The organism is Streptomyces auratus (assembly GCF_050433025.1).
Lineage (GTDB): Bacteria > Actinomycetota > Actinomycetes > Streptomycetales > Streptomycetaceae > Streptomyces > Streptomyces sioyaensis.
The window spans coordinates 1,430,392-1,449,668 of record NZ_JBNGCB010000003.1 but is presented as its reverse complement, the minus strand read 5'-3'; the positions used below and the strand labels follow the sequence as shown (position 1 = coordinate 1,449,668).

General features: G+C 71.9%; 11 protein-coding genes. 3 read left to right on the top strand and 8 right to left on the bottom strand.

Annotated elements, in window-relative coordinates; translation table 11 throughout:
* Positions 1 to 19: 19 nt before the first annotated feature.
* The 5 genes from ffh to nsdA all read right to left on the bottom strand — a co-directional run bounded on the left by ffh (position 20) and on the right by nsdA (position 7,913).
* On the bottom strand, positions 20 to 1,567 hold the full coding sequence (ffh, locus tag BKA18_RS26070; protein WP_366047398.1) for a signal recognition particle protein: 1,548 nt from the start codon (positions 1,565 to 1,567) through the stop codon (positions 20 to 22).
* A 120-nt stretch (positions 1,568 to 1,687) separates the two neighbouring features.
* Positions 1,688 to 4,198, bottom strand: a complete 2,511-nt coding sequence (locus tag BKA18_RS26065; RefSeq protein WP_366047399.1) for a [protein-PII] uridylyltransferase — start codon at positions 4,196 to 4,198, stop codon at positions 1,688 to 1,690.
* 192 nt (positions 4,199 to 4,390) lie between these two features.
* The gene (locus tag BKA18_RS26060) at positions 4,391 to 4,729 is read right to left on the bottom strand and encodes a P-II family nitrogen regulator (protein ID WP_006602848.1); all 339 of its coding nucleotides are present in this window, start codon (positions 4,727 to 4,729) and stop codon (positions 4,391 to 4,393) included.
* Positions 4,726 to 6,054 (bottom strand): ammonium transporter, encoded by a 1,329-nt coding sequence (locus BKA18_RS26055; protein ID WP_366047400.1) that lies wholly within the window; start codon positions 6,052 to 6,054, stop codon positions 4,726 to 4,728. The genes BKA18_RS26060 and BKA18_RS26055 overlap by 4 nt, the downstream gene beginning before the upstream one ends.
* A 374-nt stretch (positions 6,055 to 6,428) precedes the next feature.
* Positions 6,429 to 7,913, bottom strand: coding sequence for a transcriptional repressor NsdA (gene nsdA, locus BKA18_RS26050; protein ID WP_366047401.1), 1,485 nt, complete (start codon positions 7,911 to 7,913; stop codon positions 6,429 to 6,431).
* 474 nt (positions 7,914 to 8,387) lie between these two features.
* On the opposite strand from nsdA, the gene BKA18_RS26045 reads away from it, so the two are divergent.
* On the top strand, positions 8,388 to 9,056 hold the full coding sequence (locus tag BKA18_RS26045; RefSeq protein WP_366047402.1) for a bifunctional DNA primase/polymerase: 669 nt from the start codon (positions 8,388 to 8,390) through the stop codon (positions 9,054 to 9,056).
* Positions 9,057 to 9,233: 177 nt separating this feature from the next.
* Here BKA18_RS26045 and ftsY read toward each other — a convergent pair whose 3' ends face one another.
* Complete coding sequence (ftsY, locus tag BKA18_RS26040; RefSeq protein WP_366047403.1) at positions 9,234 to 10,463, bottom strand: signal recognition particle-docking protein FtsY; 1,230 nt, start codon at positions 10,461 to 10,463, stop codon at positions 9,234 to 9,236.
* A 494-nt stretch (positions 10,464 to 10,957) separates the two neighbouring features.
* Here ftsY and BKA18_RS26035 point away from each other — a divergent pair, with 494 nt between their 5' ends.
* Entirely contained in the window at positions 10,958 to 12,439 is a 1,482-nt protein-coding gene (locus BKA18_RS26035) for a purine-cytosine permease family protein (RefSeq protein WP_366047404.1), read from the top strand.
* A 100-nt stretch (positions 12,440 to 12,539) separates the two neighbouring features.
* Positions 12,540 to 13,547, top strand: a complete 1,008-nt coding sequence (locus BKA18_RS26030; RefSeq protein WP_366047405.1) for an LLM class flavin-dependent oxidoreductase — start codon at positions 12,540 to 12,542, stop codon at positions 13,545 to 13,547.
* Between the two features lie 205 nt (positions 13,548 to 13,752).
* Here the strand turns inward: BKA18_RS26030 and BKA18_RS26025 are convergent, their stop codons facing one another.
* Together BKA18_RS26025 and BKA18_RS26020 are read right to left on the bottom strand one after the other, a co-directional pair.
* Positions 13,753 to 15,171: a sugar porter family MFS transporter gene (locus BKA18_RS26025; protein WP_366047406.1), complete on the bottom strand. Its 1,419-nt coding sequence runs from the start codon at positions 15,169 to 15,171 to the stop codon at positions 13,753 to 13,755.
* A 221-nt stretch (positions 15,172 to 15,392) separates the two neighbouring features.
* Positions 15,393 to 19,130, bottom strand: coding sequence for an AAA family ATPase (locus BKA18_RS26020; RefSeq protein ID WP_366047407.1), 3,738 nt, complete (start codon positions 19,128 to 19,130; stop codon positions 15,393 to 15,395).
* Between the last annotated feature and the right edge of the window lie 147 nt (positions 19,131 to 19,277).

Here is a 19,277-nt window from a genome sequence, read left to right as displayed (position 1 = left end):
GGAAGCGGAGCTGAGCGGATCAGCCCATGAACTTCTTGAACTCGTCGGGGAGTTCGAAGTTCTGCGGGTCCTGGCCGCCCTGCGGCAGGCCCAGCGGGTTGCCGGACTGGGCGGCCTCGCGGCGCGCGGCCGCGGCCTGCTCCTCGGCCTTGCGCTTCATCGGGTTGCCGCTCTTGCGCTTACCCTTGGCCTGCTTGACCTGCTTCTTCTTGCGGGCGCCGCCCCCCATGCCAGGCATGCCCGGCATGCCGGGCATGCCGCCGCCCTGAGCCATCTTCGACATCATCTTGCGGGCCTCGAAGAACCGCTCGACCAGGCTCTTGACCTGGCTGACGTCGACACCGGAACCCTTGGCGATACGGGCCCGGCGCGAACCGTTGATGAGCGTCGGCTCGTGGCGCTCGGCCGGGGTCATCGACTTGATGATGGCGGCGGTGCGGTCGACCTCGCGCTCGTCGAGGTTGTCGATCTGGTCCTTCATCTGCCCCATGCCGGGCAGCATGCCGAGCAGCTTGGAGATGGAGCCCATCTTGCGGACCTGCTCCATCTGGGCCAGGAAGTCGTCGAGGGTGAACTCCTTGGGGCCCTTCGCCAGCTTGGCCGCCATCTTCTCGGCCTCGGCCTGGCTGAAGGTCTGCTCGGCCTTCTCGATCAGGCTGAGCATGTCGCCCATGCCGAGGATGCGGGACGCCATGCGGTCCGGGTGGAACGCGTCGAAGTCGTCCAGCTTCTCGCCGTTGGAGGCGAACATGATCTGCTTGCCGGTGACGTGGGCGATGGACAGCGCCGCACCACCACGGGCGTCGCCGTCGAGCTTGGAGAGCACCACGCCGTCGAAGCCGACGCCGTCGCGGAAGGCCTCGGCGGTGTTGACCGCGTCCTGACCGATCATCGCGTCGACGATGAAGAGGATCTCGTCGGGGCTGACCGCGTCGCGGATGTCCGCGGCCTGCTGCATCAGCTCCTGGTCGATGCCCAGGCGGCCGGCGGTGTCGACGATGACGACGTCGTGCTGCTTGGTCCGCGCGTACTCGATGGAGTCCTTGGCCACCTGGACCGGGTCGCCGACGCCGTTGCCCGGCTGGGGGCCGTAGAAGGCGACCTCCGCACGCTCCGAGACGACATGGAGCTGGTTGACGGCGTTGGGGCGCTGGAGGTCACAGGCGACCAGCAGCGGGGCGTGGCCCTGCCCCTTGAGCCAGCGGCCGAGCTTTCCGGCGAGCGTCGTCTTACCGGCACCCTGCAGACCCGCCAGCATGATCACGGTCGGCGGGTTCTTGGCGAACCGCAGCCGCCGGGTCTCGCCGCCGAGGATGCCGACGAGCTCCTCGTTGACGATCTTGATGACCTGCTGGGCGGGGTTCAGCGCCTGGGAGACCTCGGAACCGGTGGCCCGCTCCTTGACCTGCTTGATGAAGGCCCGGACGACGGGGAGGGCGACGTCCGCTTCGAGCAGCGCGATACGGATCTCGCGCGCCGTGGCGTCGATGTCCGCCTCGCTCAGGCGGCCCTTGCCCCGGAGGTTTTTGAAAGTACTCGCCAAGCGGTCGGAAAGCGTATCGAACACGGCGTTCGTCGATCCTCGGGGTCGGGGGCGGGGTGCAGTCGGCTTCTAGGGTATCGGGCTGCGCAAGGGAAGCGTTCCTGCCCTGTTTCCCGGTCCGTGCCGCGGGACGTAGCCGTACGGCTACCCGAGGGCGCTCTCCACGGCCGCCGCCAGCTCATGGGCCGCCGCATCGGCGAGCGGCTCCCCGTCCGGATCGGTGACATAGAACGCATCCACCGCGTTCGCCCCCAGGGTGCTGATGTGGGCGCTGCGGACCGCGACACCGGCCGTCTCCAGGGCGCGGCCGATGCGGTGCAGCAGACCGTGGGCGTCCTGGGCGCGGACCTCGATGACGGTCGCGGTACGGGAACTGCCGGTGACGGCGCTGACCCGAGGCGGCGGGGCCAGGACGGCACGGGCGCGGCGGGCGTAGGCGCGTTCGCGCTCGGCGAGGCGGGCAGGGATGTCGAGGGAGCCGTCCAGGGCGCGGACCAGGTCGACGCGCAGCCGGTCGGCGTCCGGCAGCGAGCCGTACTCGGCGGCCACCCGCCAGCTGAGCAGCAGGACCGGGCTCGCGCCCCCGGGGTCGAGGACGAGCAGATCGGCGGCGCGGACGGTGAGCCGGTGCAGGGCCAGCACGCCGGCCGCCGCGGGCAGCACTCCCGACTGCTCCGGGACGGCGATGAGCAGCTCCACGCCGACCGGCGGCCGGGCGCTCTCGTCGGCCCCGGAGCCGTCCTCGGGCGCGGTGGGGGTTTCGGCGCGGGCGTGCAGCGCCAGGACGGGGCCCTTCGTGCGCCGGGCCTCGGCGGCCAGCCGCTGCTGCTCCGCGGTCGGTTCGTCCGCCGGGCGCACCTCCTCCTCGGGCTCCCCGGCGAGCCGCGCGGCGACCCGTTTGACCAGGTCGGCCACGAGTCCGCCGCGCCAGGCGCTCCAGGCGGCGGGCCCGGTGGCCAGGGCGTCGGCCTCGGTGAGGGCGTGCAGCAGCTCCAGGGTGCCGGCGGAACCGACGGCCTCCGCGACCGCGCCGACGGTCGCCGGGTCGTCCAGATCGCGCCGAGTGGCGGTCTCGATGAGCAGCAGGTGGTGGCGTACGAGGGTGGCGATCACGGCGATGTCGCGGGCGCCGAAGCCGAGCCGGGCCGCCACATCGTGGGCGATGGTCTCGCCGGCCACCGAGTGGTCGCCGGGCCAGCCCTTGCCGATGTCGTGCAGCAGGGCGGCGACCAGCAGCAGGTCGGGGCGGTGCACCCGGCGGGTCAGCGCGGACGCGCGGACGGCGGTCTCGATCAGATGGCGGTCCACGGTCCAGGTGTGGACGGGGTTGCGCTGGGGGCGGCAGCGGACGCGTTCCCAGTCGGGCAGCAGCCGGGTGACGAGGCCCTCGGCCTCCAGCGCCTCCCATACGGGCACGGTGTAGGTGCCGGCGCCCAGGAGGGTGACCAGCTCTTCCCGGGCCTCTGCGGGCCACGGCACGGGCAGCGGACGGGTGGCAGCCGCCTCGACGCACCGGCGGATCGAGTGGGTGGCCAGCGGCAGCCCGGCCTGGGCGGCGGCGGCCGCGGCGCGCAGCACCAGCACCGGGTCGCGCTCGGGCCGTGCGGTGCGGGCCAGCACCGCCTCCCCGTCGAGTTCGACGACGCCCTCGGCGAGCGGTGAGCGCTCCCCCTTGCCCGCGCCGCGGCCGGGCAGCAGCCCGCGCAGGACGGGCTTGACGGCGCGGGCGCGCAGCACCCGGCCGACCTCGCGCCAGGTGACATCGGCCGCGTAGGAGATGGTGCGGGCGGATTCGTAGGTCTGCCGCAGCAGGGCGTCCGCGTCCAGCATGCCCAGGGCCTCGGCAACCTGAGGGTGCTCCTGGAGGGAGAGCCGGTCGGTGGCGCGGCCAGTGGTCAGATGGAGTGCGTCACGGGTGTCGAGCAGCCGGGTGCGGGCGGCTTCGAGGCCGCCGCGCGGGGCGTCGGCGAGCCAGGAGGCGGCGACCGCCCGGAGCGCGGTGGCGTCCCGCAGCCCGCCCCTGGCCTCCTTGAGGTCGGGTTCGAGGAGGAATTGCAGTTCCCCTTGCCGCTCTGCGCGCTCCTGGCACAGGTCGTGGAGTTCCGGCAGCCGCTTGGGGGCGCTCTCGCGCCAGTCGGCGTACGCGGTGCTGCGCAGCGCGGCGGTCAGTTCCGGGTCGCCGGCCAGGTGGCGGGCGTCGAGCAGGCCCAGCTGCACCTTCAGGTCCTCGCGGGCCGCTTTGCGGGCCTCGGCGGGGGTGCGTACGGAGTGGTCGAGGTCGAGGCCGAGGTCCCAGACGGGGTACCAGAGGTGGTCGGCGAGTGCGGCCAGGGCGCCGGGGTCGGCGCGGCCGTCGTGCAGCAGGAGCAGATCGAGGTCGCTGCGCGGGGAGAGTTCGCCGCGGCCGTAGCCGCCGACGGCGACCAGGGCGGTGCCGGAGAGGCCGGCGGCGGTGGCGTGCCGGGTCAGCAGGCCGGCCAGCCAGTCGTCGGTCAGCCGGGCGAGGGCGGCGCGGCGGTCCGGTCCGGCGGCCGTCTCGTCCTGGAGGAGCCGCAGCCGGGCCGCGGGGTAGCCGCCTTCCGGGGCGGGCGCGGGCTCGCTGCCCGGGCCCTGCGTTCCGGCCGGTCCCGCCGTTTCCTCGACGCTCTCCGTCAACGCGCGCTCCTCGCTCGTGTCGTCCCCGTCGTCCCCGTAGTCGCCCCCGTGCGGCCGTTTCCGTACCGGCCGACTGTCCCCCGCGCGCTCACTCAGTCTCTGCCGCTGCGGTGCGTGCGGCCACCGCTGCCCGCCGGCCTCGGCCCGCTGAAAGGCATCCGCTGCCTTCCGGAGGGCCGAGGCCGCGGGCCGTCACAGCGCGTCCGGGCCCCGCTCGCCGGTCCGCACCCGTACCGCGTCGTCGACGGGGATGCTCCACACCTTTCCGTCACCGATCTTGCCGGTGCGGGCCGCCTTGACGATGACGTCGACCAGTTCCTCGGCGTCGGCGTCCTCGACCAGCACCTCGATGCGGATCTTCGGTACCAGGTCGACGGTGTACTCGGCACCGCGGTACACCTCGGTGTGCCCGCGCTGCCTGCCATATCCGCTGGCCTCGGTGATCGTCAGTCCGTGCACACCGAAGGCCTGCAGGGCGTCCTTCACCTCGTCCAGCCGGTGCGGCTTGATTACTGCCGTGATGAGCTTCACGCGTTCACCTTCTTTGTCAGGGCCTCGCCGAGTCGGCCGACCGTGCCACCGCCCGCGCCGGTGAAGTCGTACGCGGTCTCCGCGTGCGAGGCCTGGTCGATGCCGGCGACCTCCTCGTCCTCACCGACCCGGAAGCCCATCACCAGGTCGATGACCTTGGCAAGGACGTACGAGACGACCAGCGAGTAGAGCAGCACACAGACCACACCGACGGTCTGCTTGCCGAGCTGTTCGAAGCCGCCGCCGTAGAACAGGCCCTTGGCCTTGCTCTGTACCCCGCCGGTGGCGAAGAAGCCGATCAGCAGCGAGCCGACGACACCGCCGACGAGGTGGACACCGATGACGTCCAGCGAGTCGTCGTAGCCGAGCTTGTACTTCAGATTGACCGCCATGGCACACAGCACACCGGCGATCACACCGACCGCGATGGCGCCCAGCGGGCTGACCGCGCCGCAGGCCGGGGTGATCGCGACGAGTCCGGCGACCGCGCCGGAGGCCGCGCCGAGCGTGGTGAACGAGCCGTGCCGGAGCTTTTCGTAGGCCAGCCAGCCGAGCATCGCGGCGGCGGTGGCGACCTGGGTGTTGACGAAGGCGACCGCGCCGACGCCGTCGTCGTTGCCGAGCCAGGAACCGGCGTTGAAGCCGAACCAGCCGAACCACAGCAGTCCGGCGCCGAGCATGACCAGCGGCAGGCTGTGCGGCCGCATCGGGTCCTTCTTGAAGCCGATGCGCTTGCCGACGACGAGGATCACGCCGAGCGCCGCGGCACCGGCGTTGATGTGGACGGCCGTGCCGCCGGCGAAGTCGATGACGCCCAGGTCGAAGAGCCAGCCGCCCTCGGCCCACACCCAGTGGGCGACCGGGAAGTAGACGACGGTGACCCACAGGGCGATGAACACCGCCCAGGCGGTGAACTTCACCCGGTCGGCGAGCGCACCGCTGATCAGCGCGGGCGTGATGACCGCGAACATCAGCTGGAAGACGGCGAAGACATAGATCGGGATGGTGCTGGCGCCCCACAGCTGGGTCAGGCCGATCCCGCTGAGGCCGGCGAAGTGGCCGTCCCAGCCGATGAAGCCCCCGCTGTCGGTGCCGAAGGCCAGACCGAAGCCGTACAGGACCCACAGAATCGTGACGATGCCCAGGCTGATGAAGCTCATCATCAGCATGTTGAGCACGCTCTTGACCCGGACCATGCCTCCGTAGAAGAAGGCGAGACCGGGGGTCATGATCATCACCAGTGCGGAGCAGATCAGCATGAATCCGGTGTTGGCCGGGCTGAGTGTCACCTTGTCTGCTGCAAGCGTCAGGATGCCTGGGGGCATCGGCGTCTCCTCGTCGTCGATGCGGCCCGTGCGGGCGTGTTTCTGGTGGGCCGACTTCGCGATGAGGTTGTCGCAGCACGGTTTCGGCCAAACCTTGCGGGTGTTTCACCCCCGTGACGAAGAACGCTTTCGTGTTACGCCCCCGTGAACCGCGGGATCAGCCCCACAATCACCCGTTCAACCCACCGAAACCCTCAATTGAGCAACCCCCACGGCGCCGCACCACCTCCGCGAAAGCGGCGCCGGCTTAGGCGCAAAAGGGGGGCGCGCACAACACAACCCGGCCGCGGCTGCCGCCCTCGTGACCTGGCATGGGGGAGCCGAGTCGGGCTGTACGGGGCGGCGGCCACGGCCGGTGTTTCTGGGGCGCGCCGTCAGCCGGCCTCCGCGGTTTCCGGCAGCTGGCGGGCGAGCTCGTCGCTGAGCCGGATCACCTCGGCGACCTCGCCGAATTCCCGCGCCGCGGTGTCCACGGTCTTGCGCAGCCGGGTGTTCACCCGCTCCGAGCGGACCTGCCGGGCGAACGGGATCGCCTGCTGTGCCATCGCCGCACAGGCCTCCGGCTCCTTCTGCAGCAGATGCACGGTGGCCATCCCGATGAGGTTGAGCGCATACGAACGCTGGTGCTCGGGGTCCTTGCCGAACAGCTCCACCGCGCGCGCCATCACCGGCTCGGCGAGCGAGGCGTAGGTGGGGCTGCGGCCGGCGACATAGGCGAGGTCACGGTAGGAGTGGGCGTTCTCCGCGTTCAGCTCGGCCTCGGAGAAGAAGCGGATCCAGTCCGGCTCGGGCTCGCCGGGCGTGACGTCCGAAAAGGTGTCCTCGGCCATCCGGACGGCCCGCTTGACCTTGCTGGGCTGCCCCATTCCGGCGTAGGCGCGGGCCTCCATCGCATACAACATCGCCTGGGCGCGCGGGGTGGCCGTCTCCCGGCTGCCGTACTGGGCGAGGTGGATCAGCTCCAGCGCATCGTCGGGCCGGCCGAGGTGGATCATCTGCCGGCTCATGCTGGAGAGGATGTACGAGCCCAGGGGCCGGTCGCCGGCCTCCTTGGAGGCGTGCAGCGCCAGCACGAAGTACTTCTGCGCGGTGGGCTGCAGGCCGATGTCGTAACTCATCCAGCCGGCGAGCTCGGCGAGCTCGGCGGCGACCTTGAACAGCCGCTTGGCCACCGGCTCCGGCTGCGGCTCCTGGAGGAGGTCGGTGACCTCGTGCAGCTGACCGACCACGGCCTTGCGCCGCAGCCCGCCGCCGCACTGCGCGTCCCACTGGCGGAACATCACGGTCGTCGACTCCAGCAGATCCAGCTCCGGCTTGGACAGCCGTGCGGGCCTGCGCAGACGGTCGGGCTCCTCCGCGCCGCCCTGGCTCGCGGGCACCGGGACCAGCCAGCGCTGCATCGGCTCGATGAGGCTGGGGCCGGCGGCGAGGGAGAGCGAGGTGCCGAGGAAGCCGCGGCGCGCCAGCATCAGGTCGCTGCGCGAGAACTCGCTGATGAGGCCGACCGTTTGGGCGCCCGCCCAGGGCAGGTCCACCCCGGAGACGGACGGGGACTGGTGCGCGGAGCGCAGCCCCAGCTCCTCGATGCCGACCACGCAGCCGAAGCGTTCGGAGAACAGCTCGGACAGGATCCGCGGAATGGGTTCCCGCGGCTGCTCGCCGTCGAGCCAGCGGCGCACCCGCGAGGTGTCGGTGCTGATGTGGTGGGCGCCCATCTGGCGCGCCCGGCGGTTGACCTGGCGCGCCAGCTCGCCCTTGGACCAGCCGCTGCGCATGAACCACGAACCCAGCTGTGCGTTGGGTTGTTTGACGGCGTCGGTGCCGCCCGTGCCGCCGTTGCCGCCCACTGGAGCCCCCATCCCGAATAGCTGACTTGGTGCGCTTACCCGATGTCCGCGGCGAACCACCCGCAGACTGCCGCCCGTTGCGACGCGTGCCGGGGGTACCTCTACCCGATCACGGTTTCCGGGCACACCTTTTGGCCTGGGCTCGACCCGTGCGTTGCCATCGGCATACCCGTGCGAGGAGTGCCTCGCGGGGCTCGTGCACCGAAAGTAATCCTACGATCACGCCCGCCGCGAGGGCGATCGGGGAAACGCCACCATTCGCCACCCCTTCGAATGAACTCCCCACCCTGCTCTCGCGATTGACTTGACACAGGTCGAACGCGGCCGGGCGGAACGGAGCACGCAAGGGCTCACACTCCGCTCCGCACCACCCGGCACGCCACGTCACACCACCGGCACCGCGGACAGTCAACGGAGCGTGAACGGCGCCACGACGTCAACCCACCGACTCGTAACCACTGGCACGCACCACCCGTTGGAGGGGGTATGGGCTTCACGATCGGCGGCATCCGAGAGATTCGTTCCGGCTCCCGGCGCCGCGCCCGCTCGACCGAGATCTCGGCGGTGGCGGAGTACACCGGGCTGTGGGGCTGGGACGTCGCCCCCGGCGCCCGGGCGGTGCGCGCGGGCAGCGGCCGTACGGACTGCTCGTGCGGCGCCGCCGACTGCCCCTCCCCCGGCGCCCATCCGCTGGCCTTCGGTGAGGAGCTGGCGGCCGGGGCCACCTGGGAGAAGGCCGGCGTGGCCTGGGCGGAGACGCCGGGCGCCGCGATCCTGCTGCCGGTGGGCCGCTCGTTCGACGTCCTCGACGTGCCGGAGGCCGCGGGCCGTAACGCCCTGGCGCGGCTGGAGCGGATGGGCCTGCCGCTGGGCCCGGTCGCGCTGACCCCGACCGGCCGCGCGCAGTTCTTCGTCGCCCCCGGTGCGGCCGGGCAACTCCCCGACCTGCTCTACCGGATGGGCTGGGACGACGCCGCGCTCGATCTGCGCCCCCTGGGCCCGGGCGACCACCTCACCGCACCGCCCTCCGACCTCGGCGGCCACGGCCCGATGCGCTGGCTGCGCCCGCCGACCCTGGACACCGCGGACCGGCCGCCGCAGGCGCGGCTGATGGTGGGCATCCTGGCGTACGTCTGCCACCGGTCGGTGGCCTGAGCGACGGCCCAAGCGATCTGCGGGCGCGCTCCACCCGCCCCTCCCGGCCGGACACCCGTCGACGAGGACACACCTGCCCGGGCGCGCTCCGGGCGGAACGGCTCCGGCCCCCGGCGCCCGCCGTGTGCGGGTACCGGGGGCCGGGGGCTGCCGGGGCGTGGCCTCCTTGCGGCGGCGTCAGTCGATCAGGGCGTCCACGAAGGCCTCGGGCTCGAACGGCGCCAGGTCGTCCGCCCCCTCGCCCAGGCCGACCAGCTTCACCGGCACGCCCAGTTCGCGCTGGACGGCGACGATGATGCCGCCCTTGGCGGTGCCGTCGAGCTTGGTGAGCACCACGCCGGTGATGTCCACGACCTCGGCGAACACCCGGGCCTGGACCAGGCCGTTCTGGCCGGTGGTGGCGTCCAGGACGAGCAGCACCTCGCCGACCGGGCCGTGCTTCTCGACGACCCGCTTGACCTTGCCGAGCTCGTCCATCAGGCCGGTCTTGGTGTGCAGCCGGCCCGCGGTGTCGATGAGGACGACGTCGGCGGACTCGGCGATGCCTTCCTTCACCGCGTCGAAGGCGATCGAGGCGGGGTCGCCGCCCTCGGGTCCGCGGACCGTACGGGCGCCGACCCGCTCGCCCCAGGTCTGCAGCTGGTCGGCGGCGGCGGCGCGGAAGGTGTCGGCGGCGCCGAGGACCACGGACTTGCCGTCGGCGACCAGGACCCGGGCGAGCTTGCCGGTGGTGGTGGTCTTGCCGGTGCCGTTGACGCCGACGACCAGGACGACGCCGGGGATCTCGTCGCCGCCGTTGCCGATGCCGTTGGCGGTGTGCACGGAGCGGTCGGCGTCCGTGCCGATGAGGGTGAGGAGCTCCTCGCGCAGCAGCGCCCGCAGGCCCTCAGGGGTCCGGGTGCCGAGGACCTTGACCCGCTCACGCAGCCGCTCGACCAGCTCCTGGGTGGGAGCGACGCCGACGTCGGCGGTCAGCAGGGTGTCCTCGATCTCCTCCCAGGTCTCCTCGTCGAGGTGTTCGCGGGAGAGCAGGGTCAGCAGGCCCTTGCCCAGGGTGTTCTGGGAGCGGGAGAGCCGGGCGCGCAGGCGGACCAGCCGGCCCGCGGTGGGCTCGGGGACCTCGACCGCGGGCGCGACGGGCGCCTCGGGCTCGGCTACCGGTGCCTCGGCCGCGGGGGCCTCGGCGGTGGGCAGCGTGACTTCTTCAATGGTGCGACGCTCTTCGTCGCGGGGGGTCTCGGCCTCCTCGCCGACATGTGGTTCGGCGGGGGGCGCGGTGACGGAGGGCTTGGGGGCAGCCGGCGGGGACGGCGGCAGCTGCTTCTTCTTGCGGCCGCTGACGACGAGCCCGCTGATCGCGCCGAGCACGACCACGGCGATGACTACAGCAAGGATGACGGTTTCCATAACCCCTCCAGTATCAGCCACGCCCCGGCCCCGGGGACTGCACGCGCCGAATCCGCACGGGGCCCGTCCCGGACCTCCTCCGCGGGTGCGGTGTGGCCTGATGTGTCTCGTGCAGCCGGGCCGTCGGACGTCGCGCGGAGCATCCGGAAGCGGGGGTTCCCAGGGGAACGAGACGTGGGTCTCCCTGCGGGCCGGTGCTCCGGAGTCGTCCGTGGCGGCCGGTGGTCCCCGGGGTGCACGGGCGCCCCGGCACCCCCGCGTTCCGCCTGCTCGGGACGGCCCGGCTGGACCCTTCGACGAAGCTGGGTGACACTCGGTGTCGTCGTGGGGTCCAACGGCGCAAAGAGGCGGAAGTTGGATCAAAGTACGATGGTCGGCGACCGCGCAACGCGCGTAGAGTCCTGGCAGCCAAATGCCGGCCAGGCACCACAGCCGCTGCCTGCACCCCCTCCCCCGGGGGTGCCTCCAGATTCCCGCTCGGAGATACCTGCACCATGGGCACCACGTCTGCTTCCCCGCCCGACATCGACGGCGCCGTCGAGACCCGCGGCATCGAACCCGTTCCCGACAACGAACGGAAGGGCCGCGTCCGCGAGCTCTTCCCCACCTGGGTCGCTGCCAATATCAGTGTGCTGTTGCTCACCATGGGCGCCGCGCTCGTGGTCACCAACGGGCTGAATTTCTGGCAGGTCCTGCTGGTGGCCGCGATCGCCGCCGCCGTCGCCTTCGGCATGGTGGGCGTGCTGTCGGTCTCCGGTAAGTGGGGTGGCGCGCCCGGCGCGATGCTCTCCCGTGCCGCTTTCGGCGTGCGCGGCAACTACTTCCCCGGCGCGATCCTCTGGGTCGCCCGCTTCGGCTGGGAGACGATCAACGCGGTCACCGGTGCCTATGCGGTACTGACGGTGCTGCATCTGCTCTTCGGCATCGAGAGCAACAACGTCCTGGTCGTCGTCACCCTGCTCGCCTTCGTGGCCGTCACCTACCTGGTGAGCGGCATGGGCCGCAAGGCGCTGAACGTCTGCAACAAGTACTCGACGTATCTGTTCGGCCTGTTCAGCATCATGGTGCTGGTCTATCTGATCGCCACGATGAACTGGGACGCCGTCTTCGCCAAGAAGGCCGGCACGACCGCGATGGTGATCGCGGGCGTCGGCACCATCGCGGCCGGCGGGATCAGCTGGGTGCCCACCGGCCCCGACTTCGCGCGCTACCTCCCGCACTCCGCGTCCGGCAAGAAGATCGTCACGGCCACGGTCTCCGGAGCCGCGCTGGTGCTGCTGCCGATGGTGCTGATGGGCGGCGTGATGGCCGTCTCCAACCCGAAGCTGGCCGGTCAGAACACCGACCCGATGTCGTTCCTCGGCAACATCCTGCCGTCCTGGCTCGCGGTGCCGTACCTGATCACCGCGCTGGTCGGCATGGTGCTGATCAACAGCCTGTCGATGTACTCCGCGGGCTTCACCGCCCAGACCATGGGCGTCAAGCTGCCGCGCGCCCTCGCGGTCAGCATCAATGCCGTCATCAGCCTGGTCGGCGGCCTGTTCATGATGCTGGTGGCCAAGGACTTCATCGGCCAGTTCATCGCCTTCCTGACGCTGCTGGCGGTCTCCTTCTCCGCCTGGATCGGCGTCTACGGCATCGACATGGCCCGGCGGCGCAAGCTGGCGGTGCGCTATGACGCCGACAGCCTGATGAACACCGGCCCCACCAGCCGCTACTGGTACACCGGCGGCTTCTGCTGGCAGGCCATGACCGCCTGGGCCGTGGCCCTCGTCGCGGGGCTGTCCTTCACCAAGGTCCAGTGGTTCACCGGCCCGCTGGCCACCACCTGGATCGGTGAGAACGGCCTGGGCTGGGCGGCCACGATCGCGATCGCCGCGGTGGTCTTCGCCGTGCTGCCGGCGCCCCGGGAGACCGTCCCGGCGGCCGCGGGCGAGTCGTCGGCGCCGGACCGCAAGCCGGTCGAGGTGGGCTGAGGCCGCCCTTTCCCGGTCGGCCGGATCCCCCGGCTAGCTATCTGACGCATCGTCAGCTAACGTCCCCTTCGCCCACCACCGGCGAAGGGGACGTTCTGCCATGTCCGCCCTGCCCGTCACGGTCCTGCGCTGCAACCTCGTCGACCCCGCGCCCACACCCGCCACGCTGTCCGCCCGCTACCGGGCGGCCGTCGAGATGGCCGCGTTCGCCGACGACCGCGGCTTCACCATGGTCCAGACCGAGGAGCACCACGCCACGGCCAACGGCTGGATCCCCTCCCCGCTCACCTTCGCGGGCGCCGTCTTCGGCGCCACCCGCCGCATCGGCGTCACCGTCTCCGCCCTGATCACCCCGCTGCACGACCCGCTGCGGCTGGCCGAGGACATCGCCTCGCTCGACCTGCTCAGCGGCGGTCGGCTGACCACCGTCGCCGGCCTCGGCTACCGGCCCGAGGAGTACGCGGCCCACGGCAAGGACTGGCGGCGCCGCGGCGCCCTCCAGGACGAGGTGCTGACGGCCCTGCTGTCCGCCTGGACCGGCGAACCGTTCACCTACCGGGGCCGTACGGTCCAGGTCACCCCGCGCCCGTACACCCGGCCGCATCCGCTGCTGCTGATCGGCGGCAGCTCACGGGCCGCGGCCCGGCGCGCCGCCCGCCTGGGGCTCCCGTTCTTCCCCAGCGCCCGCCTCCCCGAGCTGGCGGCCTACTACCACGAGCGGCGGGCGGCCTTCGGCACCGAAGGCTGGGTATGGCAGCCGCCCGAGCGGACCTCGCTGCTCCATGTCTCCGAGGACCCGGACCGCACCTGGGCCGAGTACGGCGGTCATCTGCTGCACGAAGCCCTGACGTACGCCTCCTGGCAGTCCGCCGGCATCCGCTCCGCGGTGCGTTCGTCCGCCCAGGACGTCACCGCGCTGCGCCAGGAGGGCGTCTACCGCATCGTCACCCCCGAGGAGTGCCTGCGCCTCGCCCGGCAGGCGGGCGGCGAGGGCTCGCTGATCCTGCATCCGCTGTGCGGCGGGATGCCGGTCGACGAGGGCTGGCGCTCGCTGCATCTGTTCGCCGAGCGGGTGCTGCCCTGTCTCAAGGACGGCGGCCAGGACTGACGGCCGGGGCGGCCTGCCCGGCACCGGCCGCACCCGGGCGGGCTGCCGTGTCCGCCGTACGGGAGGGGACGCCGTACGGCCCGCCCCATGGGAGCGGCCGCGCCGCCGGGTCGTATACGGAAGAGGCCACAAAAAACGGGTACTGCCCGGGGTCCCTGATGACCCGAGGCAGTACCCAGTACTGAGGAGAAGAGCTGGCGGGGGGTTAGCCCATCTCCTCCAACGCCTTGCCCTTGGTCTCCTTGACGTACCTCAGCACGAAGGGGATCGAGAGCAGAGCGAAGATCATGTAGATGACGTACGTACCCGAGAGGTTCCAGTCCGACAGGCTCGGGAAGCTGGCCGTGATGGCCCAGTTGGCGATCCACTGCGCGGAGGCGGCGACGCCCAGCGCGGCGGCACGGATCTTGTTCGGGAACATCTCGCCGAGGAAGACCCAGACCACCACGCCCCAGGAGAGCGCGAAGAAGAGCACGAAGCCGTGGGCGGCGATCAGGGCCACGGTGCCTTCGGCGGTCGGCAGGGTGCCGGCCGCGGTCTTGGCGGAGAACGCCCAGGCCTCCAGGCCGAGCGCCAGGGCCATACCCACCGAGCCGATCAGCGCCAGCGGACGGCGGCCGATCTTGTCGACGAAGATCATCGCGATCACGGTGCCGATGATGTTGATGATCGACGTGGTGAAGCTGTAGAAGAACGAGGCGCTCGGGTCGATGCCGACGGACTGCCACAGCGCCGAGGAGTAGTAGAACGCGACGTTGATGCCGACCAGCTGCTGGAAGACCGACAGACCGATACCGACCCAGACGATCGGCAGGAAGCCCATCTTGCTGCCGAGCAGGTCCTTGAACGAGGACTTGTGCTCGCGGCGCATCGCCTCCTGGATCTCGGTGACCCGGGTGTCGAGGTTCACCGTGTGGCCCTCGACCTCGGCGAGCACCTCCTTGGCGCGGGGGACCTTGCCGATGGAGATCAGGTAGCGCGGCGACTCGGGGATCACGAAGGACAGCAGACCGTAGAGCACGGCCGGGACGACCATCACGCCGAGCATCCACTGCCAGGCCTCCAGGCCGGCGATCTTGCCGCGCTGCTGGCCGTCGGCGAGGTTGAGGATGCCCCAGTTGACGAGCTGGGAGACGGCGATGCCGACGACGATCGCGGCCTGCTGGAACGAGCCGAGACGGCCGCGGTAGGCGGACGGCGAGACCTCGGCGATGTAGGCCGGGCCGATGACCGAGGCCATACCGATCGCGAAGCCGCCGATGATCCGCCAGAAGGCGAGGTCCCACAGGGCGAACGGCAAAGCGGACCCGACGGCGCTGACCGTGAACAGCACGGCGGCGATCTGCATCACCCGGATGCGGCCGATGCGGTCCGCGACCCGGCCGGCGGTGGCGGCACCGACGGCGCAGCCGATCAGCGCAACGGCGATGACCTGGGCGAGGACGGCGGACCCTACGTCGTAACGGCTGCGGATCGCCTCGACGGCACCGTTGATGACGGAGCTGTCATAGCCGAAGAGGAAGCCGCCCATCGCGGCAGCCGCGGTTATGAAGATGACATGGCCGAGATGCTCGGGGTGGGCCTTACGGCCTTCCGGGACCGTCGGCTGCGCGGTGCTGGTCAACGTGAACTCCAGTTGCCCGGCTGCGCTGCCGGGCGTCGGGGGCTGGCCCTTCAGTGGCGCTGATGGTTGGGGCAACCCACCACTTGAAGGTAAAAGCAACGTTGCAGAGACTATGCCTTCAAGTTTCGAAGTCAATAGGCCGTGATGAATTTGTTTCGCCACCGTCCAGGTGGTCATTCATTCAAGTTATGAACTGATGGGTCGTCGGACACTCCACGCGATCACCGCAGTCGCTGGCTGATGACCTTGGAGACTCCATCGCCCTGCATGGACACCCCGTAGAGGGCGTCGGCGACCTCCATTGTCCGCTTCTGATGGGTGATCACAATCAGCTGTGAGCTCTCCTGGAGCTCCTCCATGATCCGGATCAGCCGCTGCAGATTGGTGTCGTCGAGCGCGGCCTCCACCTCGTCCATCACGTAGAACGGGCTGGGCCGCGCCTTGAAGATCGACACCAGCAGCGCCACCGCGGTGAGTGACCGCTCCCCACCCGAGAGCAGCGAGAGCCGCTTGACCTTCTTGCCCGGCGGACGCGCCTCCACGTCCACCCCCGTCGCGAGCATGTCGCCCGGGTCGGTCAGCACCAGCCGCCCCTCGCCGCCCGGGAAGAGCCGCGAGAAGACGCCCTCGAACTCGCGGGCGGTGTCGTGGTACGCCTCGGTGAAGACCTGCTCCACCCGCTCGTCGACCTCCTTGATCACCTGCATCAGGTCGGCCCGGGTCTTCTTCAGGTCTTCCAGCTGCTCGCTGAGGAACTGGTGCCGCTCCTCCAGCGCCGCGAATTCCTCCAGCGCCAGCGGGTTCACCTTCCCGAGCTGCTGATACGCCCGCTCGGCCGCCTTGAGCCGCTTCTCCTGCTCGGCCCGTACATAGGGGACCGGCTGGTTGCGCGGGTGCTCCGGGTCGTCCGGGAGCACCTCGCCGTCGGCGGGCGGCGACGGGGGAACGAGCTGCTCGGGGCCGTACTCGGACATCAGCCCGGCCGGCTCCACCCCCAGCTCCTCCAGCGCCCTGGTCTCCAGCTGCTCGATCCGCAGCCGCTTCTCCGCGCCGAGCACCTCCCCGCGGTGCATCGAGTCGGTCAGCTTGTCCAGCTCGGACTTCAGCTCGCGCCCCTGGTTGCGCGCGGCCACCAGCGCCGCCTCCCGCTCGGCCTTGGCCCGCTCGGCGGCGGCGCGCTCCTCCTCGGCCCGTACGGCCGACACCTCGACATGCGCCAGCAGCTGCCGGGCACCGGAGGCGACCGCACCGGCCACCTCCGCCTCGTGCCGCAGCCGGGCCCGCCGCCGCTCGGCCCGCGCCCGTGCCTCGCGCTCCGCCCGCGCCCCGCGGTCCAGGGAATCCGCCCGCCCGGCGAGCGCCTTGACCCGCTCCTCGTGCGTCCGCGCCTGGAGCCGGGCCTCCATCTCGGTCTGCCGCGCATTGGCGCCGTCCGCGGCCAGCCGGTCCCGTACGGACGTATCGGGCTCCTCGTCCCCGGCGCCCGGGTCCTCCTGGGCCACCGCGAGCCGCTCGGCAAGCTCCTCGGCCTCCTCGGTGGCCCGCGCCAGCGCCTCCTCGGCCCGGGCGGCCGCCGCACCGGACCGCTCGGCCTCCCCCGCGGCCGCCCGGGCCTGCCCGCCGAGCCGGCCCAGGTCCCCGGCGATCTTCGACTTCTCCCGGTCCGCCGCCCGCCGCCGCTCGTCCAGCTCCTCGACCAGCGCGGCACACTCCGTACGGTGCTCCGCCGCGACCCGCTGCGCCTCTGCCAGCTCCTCGCAGCGCCCGGCCAGCTCCTCCAGCTCGGCCGCCGCCTCGTCGACGGACGCCTGTACCTCCAGCAGGCTCGGCGCGCCGGCGGAGCCGCCCTGCGCGAAATGCGCCCCGAGCAGATCGCCCTCGCCGGTCACGGCCGTCAGCTCCGGCCGCGCGGCCACCAGCTCCTCGGCGTCCGCCAGCGTCCCGACCACCACGACGTCCCGCAGCAGGCGGGCCACGGCGGCCGACAACTGCGCGGGACCCGTCACCACTTCGTCCGCCGGTACGGGCGCCGAGCGGGGTCCAGGGACCCGGTGCACGACCTGCCCACGGGCCGCCGGTGCCCCGGCCGCCCCCTCGGGCCCGGCCGGCACGGCCCCGCCCGGAGCCCCGGTGACCCCTGCGGCCCCCTCAGCCTCCGCGGTCGCAGCGACGTCCACGGCCTCCCACGCCTCCACGGCCCGCGCCGGCCCGGGCACCCGCCCGGTCCCGCTCCGGCTCCCGCTTCCCCCGACCAGCATCGCCGCCCGCCCCGCGTCCTGGGCGCGCAGCAGCCGGATGGCCTCGGCCGCGGTGTCCGGGCCGGTGACGGCGAGAGCGTCCGCGGCCGCACCGAGGGCGGCGGCCACCGGGATCTCGAAGCCGGGGGTGACGGTCAGCAGTTCCGCCGCCGGCCCGAGCAGACCGCTGAGGCGGTCCGCGGCGGCCAGCAGCGCGCCGCTGCCGTCCTTGCGGCGCAGCCCCAGCGCCAGCGCGTCATGCCGGGCGGCGGTCGCGGCCCGGCTGCGCTCGGCCGCGGTCAGCGCCTCACGCGCGGCGGTCAGCGCGGCCTCCGCCTCCGTCAGCTCCCGGCGGGCCGCCGCATGCCGCTCCCCGAGCGCGTCGTCGTCCTCGTCCAGCTCGTCGACCTCGGCCTTGAGCTGCTCGTACTCCTCCTGGGCGGCACTCGCCCGGTGCCGGGCGGCGTCCCTGGCCTCGACGAGCCGGCCGATCTCCGCCTGTGCCGAGGCGGCCCGGCCGCGGGCGGCGGTGACCTGTCCGCTCAGCCGGGCCAGGCCCTCCCGGCGGTCGGCGATGGCCCGGGCTGCGTCCCGCAGCCGCCGCTCCTCGTCCGCCAACTGCCGCTCCAGCCCGGCACGGTGTTCGACGGTGTCCTCCAGGGCCCGGCTCGCCGCCTCCAGCGCGGCCGTCAACTCCGCCTCCTGCTCGCGGATCCGGGCCGCCTCGCGCTCCATGTCCTCCGGATCGCGCCCCTGCCGCTCGTCCGGCGGGGGCGCCGAGGCGCTCTTCACCCGCGCCTCGGCCAGCGAGATCGTGCCGCGCACCCGCTCCGCGAGCTGGGACAGCTCGTACCAGGTCCGCTGCGCGCGCTGCAGCCGCGGGGTGAGCGTCCGTACCTCTTCCTCCAGCGCCGCCTCCTGCTGCTGGGCGGTGCGCAGCCGGGCCTCGGCGGCCTGTTTGCGTTCCTTCAGCGCCGCCTCGTCCGCGATCTCGGCGCGCAGCGCCCGGCGCAGGGTGACGAGATCGTCGGCGAGCAGCCGCAGCCGGGCGTCGCGCAGGTCCGCCTGGATGACGGCGGCGCGCCGGGCGACCGCGGCCTGCCGCCCCAGCGGCTTGAGCTGGCGCCGCAGCTCGTCGGTCAGATCCTGCACCCGGGCGAGGTTGGCCTTCATCGCCTCCAGCTTCCGCAGCGCCTTCTCCTTGCGCTTACGGTGCTTCAGGACGCCGGCCGCCTCCTCGATGAATGCCCGGCGCCCCATCGGATCGGCGTGCAGGACGGAGTCCAGCTGCCCCTGCCCGACGATGACATGCATCTCCCGGCCGATTCCGGAATCGGAGAGCAATTCCTGGATATCGAGCAGTCGGCAGGTGTCCCCATTGATCTGGTACTCGCTGCCGCCATTGCGGAACATGATCCGGGTGAGGGTGACTTCGGCGTAGTCGATCGGCAGTGCACCGTCGGAGTTGTCGATCGTGAGCGCGACCTCGGCGCGGCCGAGCGGCGGCCGCCCGGTCGTCCCGGCGAAGATGACGTCCTCCATCTTCCCGCCGCGCAGCGACTTGGCGCCCTGCTCGCCCATGACCCAGGACAGCGCGTCCACGACATTGGACTTGCCGGATCCGTTGGGGCCCACGACGCAGGTGATGCCCGGTTCGAACCGGAGCGTCGTGGCGGAGGCGAAGGACTTGAAGCCTCGCAGGGTCAGACTCTTGAGGTGCACGCCGTTGGACTCTACCGGCCGCTCCCGAACGGACGACCGCAACATTCCGGGACCGGTCACCGGCCCCGTACGACCCCCCGTATACCGCGCCGTTCATTTTCGGTTTCATTGCGGAAAGCGCAGGGCACATCATGCGGTAAGGAAGGG

Excerpts from the sequence above, each read along its gene's own strand:
- BKA18_RS26030 (WP_366047405.1), top strand. The coding sequence starts at position 12,540 with ATGTCCGCCCTGCCCGTCACGGTCCTGCGCTGCAACCTCGTCGACCCC.
- BKA18_RS26035 (WP_366047404.1), top strand. The coding sequence starts at position 10,958 with ATGGGCACCACGTCTGCTTCCCCGCCCGACATCGACGGCGCCGTCGAG.
- nsdA (WP_366047401.1), bottom strand. The coding sequence starts at position 7,913 with ATGGGGGCTCCAGTGGGCGGCAACGGCGGCACGGGCGGCACCGACGCC.
- BKA18_RS26055 (WP_366047400.1), bottom strand. The coding sequence starts at position 6,054 with ATGCCCCCAGGCATCCTGACGCTTGCAGCAGACAAGGTGACACTCAGC.
- ftsY (WP_366047403.1), bottom strand. The coding sequence starts at position 10,463 with ATGGAAACCGTCATCCTTGCTGTAGTCATCGCCGTGGTCGTGCTCGGC.
- BKA18_RS26045 (WP_366047402.1), top strand. The coding sequence starts at position 8,388 with ATGGGCTTCACGATCGGCGGCATCCGAGAGATTCGTTCCGGCTCCCGG.